The following is a 17628-nucleotide window of genomic DNA, read 5'->3' on the forward strand; positions in this document are numbered from 1 at the left end:
TGTTTATGTGGCTAATACACAACAATTGAAATCGATTACAAACGATTCTGACAATAATAAAAGCGTTTTCCGAAAAATTCTTTCTTGGAAAATTGGTGTTATTGATCTACCTGTGTATATAGTACTTGCAGCGATTATTTTAACTGCCGCTTATTTTAATAAAATTCCAGCAAATATGCTTGGTGGTTTCGCTGTTATTATGATTTTGGGGATTTTCCTAGGAGATGTAGGACAACGTATTCCAATCTTAAAAGATATTGGTGGACCGGCGATTCTTTCTTTATTCGTACCATCGTTCCTGGTCTTTTTTCATGTTCTGAATCCAAACTCGTTGGAAGCGGTTACGTCTCTGATGAAAACGTCAAACTTCCTATACTTCTATATATCTGCTCTTGTAGTAGGTAGTATTCTTGGGATGCAACGAACTGTTTTAGTACAAGGCCTTATTCGTATGTTTGTTCCTCTTGTTGCAGGTACAATTACAGCTGTAGCTGCTGGAATTCTAGTGGGTCTTCTAGTTGGTTACACACCGCATCATTCGTTCTTCTTTATCATTGTACCGATTATTGCCGGTGGTGTCGGTGAAGGAATATTGCCATTATCAATTGCTTATTCACAAATTCTTGGTGTATCAGCAGAGTCATTAATTTCTCAATTGATTCCGGCTGCTGTTATTGGGAACGTCATTGCCATCATTTGTGCTGGCGCAATGAAAAAGCTTGGTGAAAAACGTCCTGAACTAAACGGGAATGGACGACTTGTTAAATCAAAAGAAGCAAATGAAATCTTTGAACAGCCTGAAATGGATACTAAAGTTGACTTCAGCTTAATGGGTGCAGGTGTGCTTGTTGCATGTACAACTTTTATCTTTGGCGGCTTATTAGAAAGTTTTGTTCATATTCCAGGTCCAATCTTAATGATTGTTCTTGCTGCATTAATCAAATACTTAAACGTGATGCCTCAGCATTTGCAAAACGGCTCACAGCAGTTCTACAAGTTTGTATCGAAAAGCTTTACATGGCCTCTAATGGTTGGTTTAGGAATTCTATACATTCCACTTGATGATGTGGCCACTGTTATTTCGATTCCTTTCGTATGTGTATGTATTGCTGTTGTTCTAGGCATGGTTGGTTCTGGTTACTTTGTTGGTAAATTCATGAACATGTATCCAGTTGAATCTGCCATTGTGACTGGCTGTCACAGTGGATTAGGCGGTACTGGTGACGTTGCAATTCTTTCAGCTTCTGGAAGAATGGGCCTTATGCCTTTCGCTCAAGTCTCTACACGTCTTGGCGGAGCAGCAACCGTTATTTGCGCAACAATCTTACTCAGAATGTTTACTTAAAAAAGAAACAAAAAGCATGTCCTTTTCGTAAGGGACATGCTTTTTTTATATTTCTTTTCTCCCATACATCCTCATTCATCAGCTAATACAATTCGTAAATATTCCCGAGGCTGAAAAGGATACTGTTTCGCCTGAGGATAGGTCATATGGAGGAGTTGTTCGGAAAATAGCGGCCATTCACTCCCGGCCTGCCACCTTTTTTGATCATTTCGTTCAATCAAGAATGCTCCTCCTAAAATCGTGCAGAATATGCTTAAGCTGATGGCGATCTTTCGTTTCATTTGATCAGCTCCTTTAAGAAAAGCATGTACGAAATACAAAACAATATACAACGAGTTTCATTTTTGATAAAATATTTTTTGTGGTCAAAAGAACTCAAAATAAATTCAATTTGTCGTAAATCAGTTCAAACCAATGCACTATGTCTGTATTTACGCTATAATTTTAATTACCAGTTCTTTAGAACGTGAATTTATATTGATCAAAGGAGGTTCATTTTCTTGCAGCTTATTCACTTCGCCATCCTATCACCTTTTTTACTTGCCTTTGTCGTCCCTTTTCTCTTTAAATACGTAAGGCGTATACATACAGGATGGTTTGTTCTCATCTTGCCTATTCTTTTATTTACCTATTTCATCCAAATGCTCCAGATCACCTCGAATGGACGAACGTTATTCTCACAAGCTGAATGGATTCCCTCTCTAGGGATGAATTTCACTGTGTATGTAGATGGTCTCAGCCTGTTATTTGCTTTACTCATCACAGGTATTGGTGCACTTGTGGTACTGTACAGTATTTTCTACTTATCAAAGGAAAAAGAACAGCTTGGCTCTTTCTATACGTATTTATTAATGTTTATGACCGCTATGCTTGGTGTTGTTCTCTCTGACAACATGGTCGTACTTTATTTGTTCTGGGAGCTAACAAGTATCTCTTCCTTCCTCTTAATTGGGTATTGGTATAAGCGTGAGCGTTCTCGTTACGGAGCAACCAAATCACTGCTTATTACTGTGTTTGGCGGATTAGCTATGCTTGGCGGCTTCATCCTCATTTACCTGATCACTGATTCATTCAGTATTCGCGAAGCAGTCAATCAGCTTCAGCTCATTATGGCATCACCTTATTTCATCCCTGCGATGGTTCTCATTTTACTAGGGGCCTTCACGAAATCAGCGCAGTTCCCATTTTATATTTGGCTGCCTGATGCTATGGAAGCACCAACCCCTGTAAGCAGTTATCTGCATTCTGCTACTATGGTCAAAGCCGGTATTTATCTGGTTGCCCGCTTTAGTCCGATTTTTGCTATATCAGAGGTGTGGTTTTGGACCATTTCGATTGTCGGACTTATCACACTATTCTGGGGATCTTTCCACGCCGTTCGGCAAAATGATTTGAAAGCCATTCTGGCCTTCTCGACAGTGAGTCAACTCGGTATGATTATGCTCATGCTAGGAGTAGGCGCAGCTGCCATTCATGAAAACAACCCTGCCTTTTTTGGCGCAGCCGTTCTTGCTGCTATTTTTCATCTCATTAACCACGCGACCTTTAAAGGTAGTCTCTTTATGGCAGCAGGGATTATCGATCACGAAACAGGTACACGTGATATTCGCAAATTAGGTGGATTAATGACCATCATGCCAATTACCTTTACAATTACGTTAATTGGTACATTCTCGATGGCTGGACTCCCACCATTTAATGGATTTTTAAGTAAAGAGCTATTTTTCACAAGTATGATCCGGATTTCTGACATCAGCTTTACGGATGTTTCAACATGGGGGGCTGTCTTCCCTGCTATCGCTTGGCTCGCTAGTGTGTTCACGTTCATCTACAGTATGATGATCGTCTTCAAAACATTTAGAGGCCGTCTGAAAGTCGATCAATTGGAGAAAAAACCGCATGAAGCACCGATTGGTATGCTGATCCCGCCAATTATTTTAGCTGCACTTGTGGTCACGTTCTTCTTTTTCCCTAATATTCTTGCCTATTCTGTCATTGAACCTGCCATTCAAGCGATCATTCCAGAAGCCATTCAAACAGGAAGCCGCTTTGCCGTAAAAATTGAAGCGTGGCATGGATTCCAGCCAGAGCTTTACATGACAATTGGTGTAGTTGCGCTCGGTACCATTGGCTATTTAACGCTGTCAAAATGGCGCCCAATGTACAACATATTTAAGGAAAAATGGTCATTTAACGCTTTGTATGATCGCTCGCTTATAGGTGTAGAAAAAGGGGCTTACCGCCTAACAAACAGCTATATGACAGGATTCCTTCGTGACTATCTTGTCTATGTATTTGGGTTTATGATTATCGTGCTTGGCAGCGTGATGTTCTACAAGCAAGCCTTCTCATTTCAAACTGAGCATGCTGCTTCAATCGGCACGTACGAAGTCATCCTTTCACTTGTGATGGTCGCAGCGACAGTCACGACTGTATTTGCTCGTTCACGCTTAACAGCTATTATTGCGCTAGGTGTTATGGGCTACACGCTGTCATTGTTCTTCGTGATTTTCAGAGCACCTGACCTTGCGCTGACACAGCTCATTATTGAAACCATTTCTGTCGCGCTGTTTTTACTTTGCTTCTATCATTTGCCAAAGCTGAGCCTGAAGCAAAAAACACGAAGATTTAAATTAACAAATTTGATCATCTCATTAGGTGTTGGAGTCGTTGTCACCTGTCTTGCTTTCGCTTCAACAAGCCAGCAATCTCTTGACACAATTTCAACGTACTTCATTGAAAACAGCTACAAACTGGCTGGCGGAGACAATATTGTCAATGTCATTCTTGTCGATTTCAGGGGCTTTGATACACTCTTTGAGATTACAGTGCTGGCCATTGCGGCACTCGGTATTTATGGATTATTGAAGGTAAAAGCACAAGGTAAACGGAAGAGAGGCGTACGGCGATGAGAAAGATTGATACGAATGATATGCTCTTACAAGTCACAACTAAAATTACAGCATTCATCATCTTGCTTTTCTCACTTCACCTATTTCTTGCAGGACATAACAATCCTGGCGGAGGATTCATTGGCGGTTTGATGAGCGCTGGTGCTGTCGTTCTTCTGCTTTTAGCCTACGACCTTAAAACAGTCAGACGCATTTTACCATTTGACTTTATTTATGTGGCTGGTGTCGGTTTGCTCGTTGCCATCCTAACAGGTATGGGATCTTTTCTGTTCGGAGCACCTTTCCTATCCCATGCATTCGATTATTTCCAACTGCCGTTTCTAGGGAAAACAGAACTGGCGACAGCGGTCCTGTTTGATATCGGTGTGTATTTAGTTGTTGTTGGTGTCACCATGACCATTATTCAAACGATTGGAGAGAAGGAATAATGGAATTTCTAATGTCTATTATCGTCGGAATCATTTTTATGGCAGCGACCTATTTAATGCTTTCAAAAAGCCTTCTGCGGGTCATCGTCGGTACTGCCGTTTTAAGTCACGGCGTCCATTTGCTTCTATTAACAATGGGCGGCTTAAAAAAGGGAGCACCTCCTATTTTGAAAGAGGGGCTCACATCCTATGTAGATCCATTGCCACAAGCATTAATTTTAACAGCCATTGTCATTGCTTTTGGTGTAACATCCTTTTTGCTCGTGATGGCCTTCCGTGCCTTCCAAGAGCTGAGAACAGATGACATGGATCAAATGAGAGGAAATGATCAGCATGAATAATCTCGTGATCCTGCCTATATTAATTCCATTACTAGCTGCTACATTATTGATTTTTATGAATAAAAACACCATGCTGTCGAGAGGCTTTAGTGTGTTTGCATCTCTTTTAGCCATTATCTGTAATGTCTATTTGGTCCAAACGATTTTCACAAACGGCATACAAACCCTTTATTTGGGCGGCTGGAAAGCACCGTTTGGCATTGCCCTTGTGGCCGATCAGTTTGCTGCGCTTCTTGTGCTGACCGCTTCCATTGTTGGACTTGTCACAGTTCTTTTTTCCTTTCAAACGATTGGGAAAGAAAGAGAGCGGCTGTTCTATTATTCTGGTGTCCAATTCTTGTTAGCTGGTGTCAGTGGTGCCTTTTTAACGGGAGATATTTTCAACCTGTTTGTCTTCTTTGAATTGTTGCTGATGGCATCTTATATGCTCATTGTTCTGGGTGGTTCAAAGCCTCAGCTTCGTGAATCACTGAAATATATTGTGTTTAATATTATCTCATCGGCATTATTTATTGTTGGCGTAGCGTGTTTATATGCAGTCACAGGCACACTGAACATGGCTGATTTAAGTGTGAAAATAGCCGAATCTGGGCAGACAGGGTTAATCACCGTGATTTCGATTCTGTTCCTGATCGTATTTGGCTTAAAAGCTGGGGTCTTCCCGCTTTATTTCTGGCTGCCAGGGTCTTATCATGCACCGCCGGCAGCGATTTCAGCTTTGTTTGGTGCACTGCTGACAAAGGTCGGTCTATATGCAATTGCCAGGGTCTTTACGCTCATCTTTATACATGATACAGGTTTTACACATACACTCATGGCTTGGCTGGCCGCTCTAACGGTTATATTCGGTGTCATTGGCTCTATCGCCTATTCTGATGTGCAAAAAATTGTGATTTATAACATTGTCACAGCTGTTGGTGTCATTTTGTTTGGGATTGCGGCCAATACACCGGCATCACTTCAAGGCGCCATTTATTACCTCATTCACGATATGGTGATCAAAGGAGCTCTATTTATGCTCGCAGGGGCACTGTTTGTGTATGCTGGAACCAACCATCTGAAAAAAATGGGTGGGCTGATTCAATCCCAGCCTCTACTCGGCTGGATGTTCTTCATATCGGCTTTATCACTTGCGGGTATTCCTCCGCTAAGTGGATTTGTTGGCAAGCTGAAAATTGTTGAAGGTGGGTTTTCTGCTGGGTACATGACGTTCTCTATCCTTGTTTTACTGTCCAGTCTTCTTGTCCTTTATTCTGTTATGAGGATTTTCATGCTCGCGTTTTGGGGAGAGGAACAGGATATGCGAAGAAGAAAGCCATCCATTAGAGGAATGGTGTATCCTGGGGTACTGCTTGTTGTCTTATCGCTTGCGATTGGATTAGGCACAGAATTCATTGCACCTTATATCAATCAAGCTGCGGAAATGCTTTCAACACCAGAAAAATATATTCAAGCTGTGCTGAAGGAGTAGATGAACATGGCCTTTCAAATATTATTAAACGCTCTCCTCGCCTTTACATGGATGTTTATGAATGATACATACAGAGCTGCAGACTTTGTATCAGGCTTTGCACTAGGGATGATCGCCATTTTTATGCTGCGGCGATTCTTCCCGCAACGTTTTTACGGCTATGCCCTTTATGCGATTTTCAAGCTCGTCATCATTTTTATCAGAGAGCTGCTTCTTGCTAATTTGAGTGTACTCAAGACGGTGTTATCTCCAAAGCTTAAAATCAAGCCTGGTATTTTCGCCTTTCGTACAGATTTAAAAACAGATTGGGAAATCACCATACTGGCCAATATGATTACATTAACACCTGGTACACTGGTCATCGATATTTCCGATGATCGCTCGATTTTATATATTCATGCGATGGATATTGAAGATGCTGAAAAAGCCATCCACGATATTCGGGTATCATTTGAAAAAGCGATTCAGGAGGTGAGCGGTAAGTAATGGAACTGATCTTGCAAATGTCACTTGGGATTCTTGCGCTGTCTACTTTGCTCTTTGTGATACGGGTAATCAAAGGACCTTCTATCCCTGATCGCGTTAGTGCGCTTGATGCGATAGGAATCAATTTAATTGGGATGACAGCCATCGTGTCTATCTTACTGAAAACCACTACGTTCTTTGAAATTATTTTACTGCTCGGTATTCTTGCCTTTATCGGCACTGTCGCTTTTTCCAAATTCCTTGAGAAAGGGGAAGTGATTGAAAATGATCGTCATCGCTAAAGCGATCGTGATTTTCTTTATTCTGCTTGGCGCCATTCTTTGTCTGGTCTCAGCCATTGGTGTCCTTCGCCTACCGGATGTTTACACACGTATGCATGCTGCATCAAAAGCATCGACACTTGGTGTTGTTCTCATTTTAGTTGGTGTATTCTTTCATGAATGGTTTCTTGCAGGGATCATCTCTGCGAAAATCCTGCTTGGAATTGTCTTTATCTTTCTGACCGCACCAGTCGGCGCTCATTTGATCGGAAGAGCCGCTTACAACACTGGTGTGAAAATGGACAAACGAAGTGTCCAAGATGATTATGGCGGTTTCCGTAACTTTGTCATTAAACGAAAAGAAGACTCTTATTTATAAATGAAGAACCTGACATTCAGGTCTTGTTCACTTTACATGCATGTTCATAAAAGGGTATTAAAAAAAGCTTCCGCTGCACCGGGAGCTTTTTTATATGCGATCAATGACAGCGAGTGTACATCTTGACGTACAGATATGACGGTCTCGATCATCTTTTATATCGATTTGGAATACCATTGTACGCCGTCCTACATGTACAGGAACAGCTGTAGCTGTCACCACTCCATCACGTACAGATTTTAAATGATTGGCATTGATTTCAATACCTGAACAAACCTGCTGAGTTAAGTCCAAATGAGCAGCAGCACCCATGCTTGCCACTGTTTCTGCTAGAGCAGCTGATGCTCCTCCGTGCAGTAATCCAAATGGCTGTTTTGTTCGGTGATCGACTGGCATTGTCGCCACGCATCGTGACGTATTCCATTCCACAATCTCAATCCCCAGTGCCTCAAGCAGTGTATTTGAACCACTCACATCCATCAAGGCCCTCTCCCTTCACACGTTTACAGCACACTTTCCGATTTTGCAATTAACACCGCTTCTGTTCGAGATCCAACATTCAGCTTATTAAAGATGGAGGTCAAACTGTATTCAATTGAGCGTTTGCTCAAATGAAGCACATCGGCGATCTCTTGGTTTGTGTACCCTTTTTCCACTTCTCTTAAGATTAAACATTCACGCTCTGTTAACAGCTCATGATCCGTCTGCTGCGCCTGTTCTGGCTTCTCTTGCTGCTGTGAAATTAATTTCTTTAAATAGGATAGCTGAATGACAACTTCTCCTTGCAATGTGCGGTGTATGTATTCAATAATTTTGTCTTTTGTCTCTGTTTTACTTATTGCACCATGCAATCCAGCTCGAATGGCCTCTTCGAAATAATCATCTACTTCATATCCTGTATAAATGATAATTTTCACTTGTTGATTCGTTTCTAGAATTTGTTTGGCAATGTCCATTCCATTGATATCCCCGAGATTTAAATCCATCAAGATCACATCATAGATGGAAAAGTCATGCGTCTTTAAAAAGGCGCCTTCTGCATCAGGACTTAAACAATCGACTGATAGCTGCTGATCTGATTCTAATATGCTTTTTGTCCCTTCCATGACAGCCGGATGATCATCAATGACCAATATCTTCTTCATGTCTTCCTCCCTTTAAATCACTCACTTCCATTTTATATAAAAGACTTGGCAGATGCCAAGTCTTATTCCTTAAGAAATCGTTACAATTCCATTTCAATTTTCACCTTGAGCCCTTTTTCAGGTGCTGTGTGAATTTGAAGCTTTCCATTTAGAGCTTTGACTCGTTCCCTTATGCCAGAAAGACCCATGCTCATCGTGTGCTGATCAAGCTGGCTTGCATCAAATCCTACTCCATCGTCCTCATAATGGAGAACAACTTGATCTTTAATACAAATGAGCATCACTAAGACTTGGCTGGCCTTAGAATGCTTCAACGCATTGGATAACAGCTCCTGCACAATCCGGTAAATATTCAGCTGTGAGTCAATATCAATGTCCAGTTCTTTATCAAAGCGGGTTGTATTCAGCCTAATATGAAATGGCGCTTCCTCTTGAATTTGCGAAGTCAGCTTCGAAATTGCCTTCACTAACCCCAAATCATAGAGGAGCTGCGGCCGAAGTTCATGACATGTTTCTCTCGTGGTTTGAATCACCTTAGACATTTGTTCATTCCATGAGATCAATGAATTTTCAATAGATGTTGGGCATTGGTTGTTTTGGAAATTGGTTAAGAACATCTCGGACTGTCTCTTCAGTGAAATCAAATCCTGCAGCACAGAATCATGAAGATCCCTCGCTAAATCTGAGCGCTGCTTCTCTTCCATGGCGAACATAATCTTTTTCAGCCAAGCAGGATTGGCTTCACGCTGTTTCAAATCCTCCAGATGCTCCATCAGTTCTTCGATCTTGACGACATTTTCTAAACTGACACTTGTGTAAAATGCCAATGTTTTAAGCCATGAGATTTCATCGCGGGTCAGCTTAGGTGTCCGTAAATTAGATAAACAACAAATCACAAACGAGTGACCGCCCCGCTCACCAATTTTCATCATGAATCCTTTATCCAACCCGATGATTTTACCAACTTCACCTAAAATATCTTGAAATTGGTCCACATAATCTTTCCATAGCTGGCTTTCTTCTATTGATTCATCAATTTCAACAATTTGTCCATCTGCCTTCACTTCAAGCACAAAGGCTTTGTTCACAACAAGTACTTCTAAGATGGTGTATTTTAAATGATACAATACTTGATGAAGTGATGACGCCTCACGAATAAGCTGTGTGAATTTAAATATACTATCCTGATAATTATGCTTCTCTGAAAAACGCTTCAATCGAAAACGGAAATCGATAATTTCTTTAAAGTAGAAGACGGTAAGCATAAGAATGTACGTGATAATCGTAAATTTCACTGTATAGAAATTTGCATTTGGCTTTTGAATAAAATCAAAAAGAACAACCACTAGTATTGTTGGTGTAATTGCTAAAAAACCGTAGTATTTAATCCTTCCCATAAAGAAATCAACATTATATAGCTTATTTGACATAAATTGATAGACTAAGAAAAAAGGAATTAAAAGAACAAACGATGCAACAACATACGGTGAAATAAAATATATACCAAAAAAATAAGGAATGATAAAAAATAGCATGAATGGACTGAATGCTGAGATTAAAATGAGTGCAAATGCTCGAAGTACATTGCTGACTTCATTGTCTTTCAATTTTTTAGCAGCCCTTATAGTGATAATAATCGAAAGGAAAGCCAGAACAAAAAATGAAAGTAAATTGACATATGCTAATAGATCTACTGGTCCTGCTTTATTTTTATAGAATAAAACTAATAAAACGTTAGTCACTGGAACTAGATACAAATAAAAAAGAACTCGACGACGAATAATTTCTGTTCCTAATTCTTTTAAATATTGATACATAAAGTGCATATATAGTGGAGGTACAATATTCATTGTAACGATTACAAGAATACGACTGATAGCCTCTCCTTTTCCAGAACCACCAGAACTTACATAACCTATAGACACCGCCAAAAGAAATAAAGCTAAAATATAAGCTGACTCTTTTTGGTTTGCTTTATTCATTTTTAAAATCATAAATATACAAAATAGACAGATGGAATAAAGAATGACTGGTATTAGATAAATAAACAGATTCGCTTGACTCAATAACCTTACATTCTCTAAATCAATTTTATCACCATGTCTATCAACGACTAAACTTTTAACATTAGCTAAAAAACCTCTTTTAACTTCTTCAACTGGTTTTTTATTCCCATTCACTTCAAGTATGATATCGCCTTTCCTAACTCCAGCTAGATAGCTATCTGTAAAATTATCGACATCCACTACCTCAAGTTGACCGTGACTATTTTCCTTAACAGCTGCTCCAACAAAAATATTAAATACGTTGATATAAGAGATGTAAATCACATAGATGAAGCTAAGGATAACTAATATAACTGTTAACTTAGAGTAAAACTTTCTCATAATATTTATCTACTCAAGCAGTTGCCCATATGATTGCTTTAATAACGTCTTCTTTCTGGAATCCGTCAACAATAATACTTGCAGTTTCTTGATCAACGTGAAGCAATGATGCGTTCCCATTAGCGATTTGATTTAATGTTGAAGGATTCTCCACTAAATAACTAACCAATTCCTGAATTTTCATCTTCTCCATCTCCAATTAAAAAAAGTATCAGTTTTTTCTTTTTTGAAGCCTCTAAATGTAGTTTCTTGAATGCTTCTTTAAACTTATTTCTGAGAAGGTTTCTCATAATAAATACATATTGTTGAGCACCAGATTTTTTTAATTTATCCTTTAATTCTTCAGAGCCGGCACTCTTATCCTTTGATTGAAAATAACTGAGCAAGTCTGAACTAGATGGATTAAACTCATTTTTCAAGTAAACTAGCGGTAATGTTTGCATTCTTTTAAAGTCAATATTATCTTTATTAAAAAGACCTAGATAGTCATTTTCAAGCTGTTCCGCCATTCCTAGGTAATAGGCATATTCTTCTACCTTCTTTTCAAAAGAACCTGTTGCCAAAACAACCCCTAACACACAAGGTAATACAAACAGTGACCCTGCTTTTAACTTCATGATATTTAAACAATCCTGCTCATTTTCTGGCTCCAGTGTCATATCTATATGCTGCCCTTGCATTGACTGAATGGAATAAGAATATACATTGTTTAAAAGCTTCGCTCCATGATCAAGCTTTGAAAACACGTCAAAACTCAATGCAAAGAGAACATTCGCCGCATTAATCGCAATTCCGCTCTGACATTTCATCCAAGGATACGAATCATTGTCCTGATCTTCAATATCATCTAATATATCGGCAGATAAGATGAGAAGTTCAATCCCTGCTGCCAGTTTTGTAATCGCTTGCTCGTCTTGTCCGCCAAATGCCTCATAATGTTGGTAAGCCAATTGTCCAAAAGGAAATTCATTCTTTATATCTGTAAATTCGAGAAGCAGCTTTTGTAAATCATTTTGCCTGACTGCATGTTGAATAAAACCAGACATTTTCTGCTTGATTTTTGTATTCTCTAGATAGTTTAGCATACTCGATCTTGATCCTCACCCTCTCGCCTCTTATTTTACTAAAAAGAAATAAGCAAATGTCCACTGACATCACTATTTAACAATTATATAATAATATATCCTTTTTTTGTATGTATTTGGATAAAAAAAAGACTTGATGGTTATCAAGTCTTTAAGAAATTTTCACATATTCATATTTGTCGTATTGATCAATGCTTTTGTTAATGTTATGAAGAGAAGCCGTTGTTTCTCTAATTTCGTTTTCAAGTTTCCATAATAATTGTTTAAGTTCTTCGATTTCATACTTTTCCATCGATTCCACTCTCCTTTTTTGGAAGATCAATGTATTTGTGTATGTTGATTGGGTCATAAGTATTTGATCTGTTACTAACAGTGTAAATGCTATTGAGTATTTTTTCACCGAAAAGTATGCACAAAATGTGTGCGTGATACCGCAAAATTCAATAGGTCTTTTTTCATCATTTTCAGACTTTTCAAATGATACTTTTATCTCAATTTCAAAGGAAATACGTCATTTTTGCGACATGAACAGGCATCATTCGTCACAATTCTTGTGTAACAGAACGTATGATCCCTTCTGTTTCCTCGGTTTTTCATGTTATAGGTCAGACGACAGGCTCTACTGTAGACACCGCAATTTTTTGGCGACATTCACCGAAATTGACCGCAAAAGTACCTATTTTTATGATGAATATGCAAAGGTAGAAAGATCATTTTGATTCTTTATTCGGATTTTCTTCATACATTTAGAACAGATATCCGTCCAAATTCACTTCAATGAGAGAAGAGGTGACCATGTGTTTTACTATGTTCCTTATCCTCCTTTGCAGGTTCCCGCAATGGGGAACGCATACCTGCGAACACCTATGACTTTTCCTCCAGTAGATGCTCATGCGTTTCAAAAGGCTGCAAAGGAATCAACCCGTCTCGTTGCTGATGCATCCCTCATTACACAGCAGATTTCCGGTTCGCTTTCGTTTGGACAGCGAATCATGGAAGCTGCTGAACGTGCTGACACCGCAAGTGTGATTCGAATGCTGAAGCAGATTGGGGTGAAAAGCAATATCGATATCCGCTTTAGTCCAGAAGGCATCCGCATCTACTTATCCCTCTCTTCAAGCAGGCTTTTTCTACTTTTACAGTGGGGATAACAAAGAAAGAAGCCGCTCTAGTGTGAGCGGCTTTTCTTAAGATTCAAACATTTTATGACACCATTCAATGGCTTCTATATAACAGCCGTAGGCTTCCTGCTTAGGGAGACTTCCACCTAACATTTCATCATCCCATTCATTTCGTTCAATACGTTTGGCAACGTCTAACACAAGGAAATAGTCATTTTCATAGCCAAGCAGTGCCTCACCTACTTCATCCGAAAGAGGCAGTTCTTTCACAAGTTCAGTAATGTCCGCCCTGACAAGCGTATCAATGAGTGAAAACATACCTGTTAGCATATAAGAAGCGGGATGCTCTCGTTCAGTCCGACTAGCAATGAGTTCACACGTTTTGGCACGAATGAACGACATTTTGATGATTTCCTTTTGGCTTGAGTTGGCTTGGACATTTAGTTCTTTAAATGAAAGGATAAAGATCCATCGCCGTATTTCATTAAACCCAAGCAGGATAATCGCCTGACGAATACTCTTGATTTGATAAAGACGTCTCATGCCGCCAGAATTCAGCATTTTTAATAATTGATATGAAAGGGAAAGATCACTTTCTATAAAGTGCGTCACGGTCTGAATATTCGGCTGCTCCTTGCTCAGCTCATTCAATAGCTGATGGTATGCGTGGAAGCTAGTCGATAAGGCTCGTCCCGAAATGACGTGCGGCTCACTAAAGAAATATCCTTGAAACAAATGGAAGCCAGCTTCTAACGCTTCTTCATATTCTTTTCGCGTTTCTACCTTTTCAGCAAGGAATCGAAGTCGATACTTTTTATATGTATGTAAAATGTCTCTTCGTTCTTCACATGTTGTTTTCAGAAAATCAATTTTTAAAATATCAATGCAATAGAGGAGTTCATCGAGTAACTTGTCATGAAAATGTGTTCCGCTTAGAAAGAAATCATCGAGCGCAATCGTGTATCCCCACTTTTTTAATTGCTTACACCTCATAATAAGTGCCGGGGTAATCGGTACATTTTCTAATATTTCGATCACAAGCTGATGTGGATCAAAATAAGTGAGCAGATCAGACGAAAGCAAGCTTTCGGTGAAATTGATGTAGCATCGTTTTCCTTCTGTCAGTGTTTCGATGCCAATGTTTAAAAAACTATTGATAATGAGGTCGGTTGTCGCTTGATCACCATCTTCAGCGCTATATGTATTGGTTTCACTATCTCTATAAAGCAGCTCGTATGATACGACTTGTTCTTTTCTGTTAAAAATAGGCTGCCTTGCAACAAACACCCTCAACTGCTCCATTCCTCCTTTATGCAATGACAAACAAGATGTGCTTTCAGTATACCAAATGATTGCCCATAAGGTTCATTTTGAATCGTCCAACATTAAAAAAAGAGACCATCTGGCTTGATGATCTCCTTTCCCGGGGTAATCAGCTTTCATAAAGCTCTTTTTTGATTTTATTTTTCACATCATGGATAAACTGCATCTTATTATCCCAGCATTTTTGACTCAAATCGACTGGGTATTCTTCTGGTTTGCTGATTCGTTTGTATTCCTCCCAGAAGAGTCCGAGACTGTCCTGCACATATGCTTGAATCGTTTGGATATCTGGATTATCATACACCAGCTTCCCTTGTTCAAAAATTGGGACATGAAGGTCCTTTGCCACAAAATTTGTCACAAATTTGCTGATAAATGTATGAACTGGATGGAACATTTTCAGCTTATCTTCACTTTGAACATCTTCTTCTTCAAGGGCAATGTAGTCTCCTTCAGAGTGATGATTCAATTGATTGATAATGCGATACACTCGTTTACGGCCTGGTGTTGTCACTTTCTCTGGGTTAGAAGAAATTTTGATCGTGTCATTCATCTGACCGTTTTCTTCAATCGATACAAGCTTATATACAGCACCAAGAGCTGGCTGATCGAATGCAGTAATCAGTTTCGTTCCAACACCCCATACATCAATTTTTGCACCTTGTGCTTTTAAGTTCATAATGGTGTGTTCATCAAGATCGCTTGATGCAATGACTTTTGCGTCATGGAATCCAGCTTCATCCAGCATCGTTCTCGCCTTTTTAGACAAGTAGGCAAGGTCTCCGCTATCAAGTCTGACTCCAATAAAGTTGATTTTGTCTCCGAATTCTTTCGCTACCTTAATCGCATTTGGAATGCCTGATCTGACCGTATCATATGTATCCACTAAAAAGACACAGTCTGTATGTGTTTCGGCATATTTTCTAAATGCAGTATATTCGTCGCGATATGCTTGTACAAGTGCATGGGCATGTGTGCCTGATACGGGAATATTGAAGCGTTTCCCTGCACGGACATTACTTGTTGCCTGAAATCCGCCGATCAGTGCTGCTCTTGCTCCCCACATGGCTGCATCCATTTCATGGGCACGTCTTGTTCCGAATTCTAATGCTGTCTCATCTTCAATGATTCCTTTAATACGAGCCGCCTTTGTAGCAATTAGCGTCTGGAAGTTCACGATGTTGAGCAGTGCCGTTTCAATTAGCTGCGCTTCAACAAGTGTTGCCTCGATGCGCATAATAGGTTCATTCGCAAAGACAATTTCTCCTTCTCTCATTGAATGAAGTGTCCCTGTAAAAGACAATCCGCTTAAGTATTCAATGAAATCGCTTTTATAACCGAGTTCATCTTTTAAATATGCAAGGTCGCTCTCGGTGAAGGAGAAGTCCGATAAATATTCAATCGCTTTCTCTAAACCAGCAAATACAGCGAAGCCGTTGTCAAATGGAAGCTTTCTAAAGAAGAGTTCGAAGACTGCCTTCTTCTCATGAATGCCGTCTCTCCAATACGTTTCTGCCATGTTAATTTGATAAAGATCTGTATGTAGTGATAAACTGTCGTCAATAAACCGATGCTCCAACTTCCATTCTCCTTCCCTTACTTAACCACTTTCGCACCAAGCGTATGCTCAAAGTGAGAAAGTGCCCACTCGTGCCCCGCTTCATTAAAACTCGCCACGGCATTCTCATGAATCACAAGTTCAAAGCCTTTATTGTACGCATCAACAGCTGTATGAAGTACACAAATATCGGTACACACTCCGGCTAGGTGAAGTTCAGTGATGCCACGCTCGCGCAGTTTCATTTCTAATTGAGTGCCTGCAAAAGCAGAGTATCTTGTTTTTTCCATATAATAGACATGTTTTAAATGTGTTGACGTGTGAAATAGTGAACTTAGTTTTCCGTAAAGTTCAATTCCTTCTGTCCCGCGAATATTATGGGGCGGAAATAACTTTGTCTCTGGATGATATGGATCTTGCTCTTCATGATGATCGACGGCAAAAACAACAAAGTGTCCTTCATCAATAAATAAAGAAGTGATCTCTGTGATCTTCGACTCAATCGCCTGTCCAGGCTTTCCGCACGTCAGTTTTCCATCGTCTGCAACAAAATCAACTGTATAATCAATACAAATCAATGCTTTGCCCATCCGCATCTCTCCCATATGCTCTTTTGAATCATTATAGCTTATTCATTTCACTAGGGAAACCTATTCAACAGATTCACGAGAAAAAGCTTTTTGAAAAAGCTCATCTTCTATATAGATGTGCTCTTGATTGATCGCATGCGGCACCTCTATCACAAGCCCAAAAGGTGAATGTGACTCATGATGGTTGACCACTTTAAAAGAACAACCAGCGGCATTTGCCATTTTGACATATGGAGAATAAGAAGCATATGACAATTCACCATTTAAAAGAACAGTGGCCTCTCGGTTTGCCTTCAATACTTGCTCTACCTCTTGATACGGTTTATGTCTCGATACTTGCCCTTTTGTCAGAGCGAGAAGAGCACGTTCTCTTAATGAGCCGAGAAACATTCTTCGTTCATCGGGTTTTGTTTCAGCATGTCCAAATATCCCTTGCTGCAAATAAAAGTCTACGGATTCTTCTTTCATTGCTGTGTTCACTCCTGGTTTCTGAATTTACATTTCTGTGACCCAGTGCACAATTTTTTGTGCGAGTTCACGGGCTTCGTCTATTTCTACTCTTTTGTTTAAAGATTGTTCTAGTGCTTGCTCAAGCTGCGTTTTTTCGTCTTCATACGCGATAGAAATACTCCATTCCATGTCAGGTACAGCGACAAGCGTTTTATATTCTTTTTTATTTTCATGTAAATATACATTGTAGGTTGTTGGTTGCCCGCTTGTCAGATGCGCTTTTCTTATTTTCATTTGATGTGTTTTCCCCCCTTTTCTTCTTCCTTCTTCTATCCATTGTACCATAA

Annotated in this window: 21 protein-coding genes; 9 read left to right on the top strand and 12 right to left on the bottom strand. The window is 39.6% G+C overall.

The features are described 5' to 3' along the window. Nucleotides 1-7 precede the first annotated feature (7 nt). Nucleotides 8-1345 (top strand): 2-hydroxycarboxylate transporter family protein, encoded by a 1338-nt coding sequence (locus ABG082_RS14645; RefSeq protein ID WP_008345838.1) that lies wholly within the window; start codon nucleotides 8-10, stop codon nucleotides 1343-1345. A 71-nt stretch (nucleotides 1346-1416) separates the two neighbouring features. On the opposite strand, the gene ABG082_RS14650 is transcribed toward ABG082_RS14645, so the two are convergent. Beyond that, on the bottom strand, nucleotides 1417-1626 hold the full coding sequence (locus ABG082_RS14650) for a hypothetical protein (protein WP_017367957.1): 210 nt from the start codon (nucleotides 1624-1626) through the stop codon (nucleotides 1417-1419). A 219-nt stretch (nucleotides 1627-1845) separates the two neighbouring features. Between ABG082_RS14650 and ABG082_RS14655 the strand changes: the two genes are divergently transcribed. From ABG082_RS14655 to mnhG, 7 genes are read left to right on the top strand one after another with little or no spacing between them, the layout of a single operon-like run. After that, nucleotides 1846-4257, top strand: coding sequence for a Na+/H+ antiporter subunit A (locus ABG082_RS14655; RefSeq protein ID WP_008345841.1), 2412 nt, complete (start codon nucleotides 1846-1848; stop codon nucleotides 4255-4257). After that, nucleotides 4254-4685, top strand: a complete 432-nt coding sequence (locus ABG082_RS14660) for a Na(+)/H(+) antiporter subunit B (RefSeq protein WP_008345843.1) — start codon at nucleotides 4254-4256, stop codon at nucleotides 4683-4685. Before ABG082_RS14655 ends, ABG082_RS14660 begins: the two co-directional genes overlap by 4 nt. Continuing rightward, on the top strand, nucleotides 4685-5026 hold the full coding sequence (locus ABG082_RS14665) for a Na(+)/H(+) antiporter subunit C (protein ID WP_003213576.1): 342 nt from the start codon (nucleotides 4685-4687) through the stop codon (nucleotides 5024-5026). The genes ABG082_RS14660 and ABG082_RS14665 overlap by 1 nt, the downstream gene beginning before the upstream one ends. Next, a complete protein-coding gene (locus tag ABG082_RS14670) occupies nucleotides 5019-6497 on the top strand; it encodes a Na+/H+ antiporter subunit D (protein ID WP_206115691.1) in 1479 nt (492 codons plus the stop codon). Before ABG082_RS14665 ends, ABG082_RS14670 begins: the two co-directional genes overlap by 8 nt. Nucleotides 6498-6503: 6 nt before the next feature. Then, nucleotides 6504-6983, top strand: coding sequence for a Na+/H+ antiporter subunit E (locus ABG082_RS14675; RefSeq protein ID WP_008345848.1), 480 nt, complete (start codon nucleotides 6504-6506; stop codon nucleotides 6981-6983). Further along, entirely contained in the window at nucleotides 6983-7264 is a 282-nt protein-coding gene (locus ABG082_RS14680) for a Na(+)/H(+) antiporter subunit F1 (protein WP_008345849.1), read from the top strand. The genes ABG082_RS14675 and ABG082_RS14680 overlap by 1 nt, the downstream gene beginning before the upstream one ends. Beyond that, complete coding sequence (gene mnhG / locus ABG082_RS14685; RefSeq protein WP_035701201.1) at nucleotides 7248-7622, top strand: monovalent cation/H(+) antiporter subunit G; 375 nt, start codon at nucleotides 7248-7250, stop codon at nucleotides 7620-7622. Before ABG082_RS14680 ends, mnhG begins: the two co-directional genes overlap by 17 nt. 90 nt (nucleotides 7623-7712) lie before the next feature. On the opposite strand, the gene ABG082_RS14690 is transcribed toward mnhG, so the two are convergent. From ABG082_RS14690 to degQ, 6 genes are all read right to left on the bottom strand, one after another. Then, the gene (locus ABG082_RS14690; protein WP_282833454.1) at nucleotides 7713-8102 is read right to left on the bottom strand and encodes a hotdog fold thioesterase; all 390 of its coding nucleotides are present in this window, start codon (nucleotides 8100-8102) and stop codon (nucleotides 7713-7715) included. Nucleotides 8103-8125: 23 nt separating this feature from the next. Then, nucleotides 8126-8767 carry a response regulator transcription factor gene (locus ABG082_RS14695; RefSeq protein ID WP_007500477.1) on the bottom strand — a complete coding sequence of 214 codons (642 nt, stop codon included), beginning with the start codon at nucleotides 8765-8767 and terminating at the stop codon, nucleotides 8126-8128. Nucleotides 8768-8847: 80 nt separating this feature from the next. Further along, complete coding sequence (locus ABG082_RS14700; RefSeq protein ID WP_282833453.1) at nucleotides 8848-11154, bottom strand: ATP-binding protein; 2307 nt, start codon at nucleotides 11152-11154, stop codon at nucleotides 8848-8850. Between the two features lie 13 nt (nucleotides 11155-11167). Further along, complete coding sequence (gene comX, locus ABG082_RS14705; protein ID WP_017358941.1) at nucleotides 11168-11338, bottom strand: competence pheromone ComX; 171 nt, start codon at nucleotides 11336-11338, stop codon at nucleotides 11168-11170. Continuing rightward, nucleotides 11316-12239: a polyprenyl synthetase family protein gene (locus ABG082_RS14710; protein WP_282833452.1), complete on the bottom strand. Its 924-nt coding sequence runs from the start codon at nucleotides 12237-12239 to the stop codon at nucleotides 11316-11318. Before ABG082_RS14710 ends, comX begins: the two co-directional genes overlap by 23 nt. 151 nt (nucleotides 12240-12390) lie before the next feature. After that, nucleotides 12391-12531, bottom strand: coding sequence for a degradation enzyme regulation protein DegQ (gene degQ / locus ABG082_RS14715; RefSeq protein ID WP_003213123.1), 141 nt, complete (start codon nucleotides 12529-12531; stop codon nucleotides 12391-12393). A 505-nt stretch (nucleotides 12532-13036) separates the two neighbouring features. Here degQ and ABG082_RS14720 point away from each other — a divergent pair. Beyond that, complete coding sequence (locus ABG082_RS14720; RefSeq protein WP_017358939.1) at nucleotides 13037-13390, top strand: hypothetical protein; 354 nt, start codon at nucleotides 13037-13039, stop codon at nucleotides 13388-13390. 36 nt (nucleotides 13391-13426) lie between these two features. Here the strand turns inward: ABG082_RS14720 and ABG082_RS14725 are convergent, their stop codons facing one another. From ABG082_RS14725 to ABG082_RS14745, 5 genes are all read right to left on the bottom strand, one after another. After that, nucleotides 13427-14653, bottom strand: a complete 1227-nt coding sequence (locus ABG082_RS14725; RefSeq protein ID WP_035701209.1) for an HDOD domain-containing protein — start codon at nucleotides 14651-14653, stop codon at nucleotides 13427-13429. A 139-nt stretch (nucleotides 14654-14792) separates the two neighbouring features. Beyond that, nucleotides 14793-16262: a nicotinate phosphoribosyltransferase gene (locus ABG082_RS14730; RefSeq protein ID WP_007500472.1), complete on the bottom strand. Its 1470-nt coding sequence runs from the start codon at nucleotides 16260-16262 to the stop codon at nucleotides 14793-14795. Nucleotides 16263-16279: 17 nt separating this feature from the next. Next, nucleotides 16280-16831 (bottom strand): isochorismatase family cysteine hydrolase, encoded by a 552-nt coding sequence (locus ABG082_RS14735; protein WP_272511068.1) that lies wholly within the window; start codon nucleotides 16829-16831, stop codon nucleotides 16280-16282. A 60-nt stretch (nucleotides 16832-16891) separates the two neighbouring features. After that, entirely contained in the window at nucleotides 16892-17299 is a 408-nt protein-coding gene (locus ABG082_RS14740) for a YueI family protein (RefSeq protein ID WP_046344389.1), read from the bottom strand. A gap of 27 nt (nucleotides 17300-17326) precedes the next feature. Further along, on the bottom strand, nucleotides 17327-17575 hold the full coding sequence (locus ABG082_RS14745) for a YueH family protein (protein WP_008345876.1): 249 nt from the start codon (nucleotides 17573-17575) through the stop codon (nucleotides 17327-17329). Between the last annotated feature and the right edge of the window lie 53 nt (nucleotides 17576-17628).

This window comes from Bacillus sp. BS1807G30, assembly GCF_040047675.1.
GTDB classification, from domain to species: Bacteria; Bacillota; Bacilli; order Bacillales; family Bacillaceae; genus Bacillus; species Bacillus altitudinis.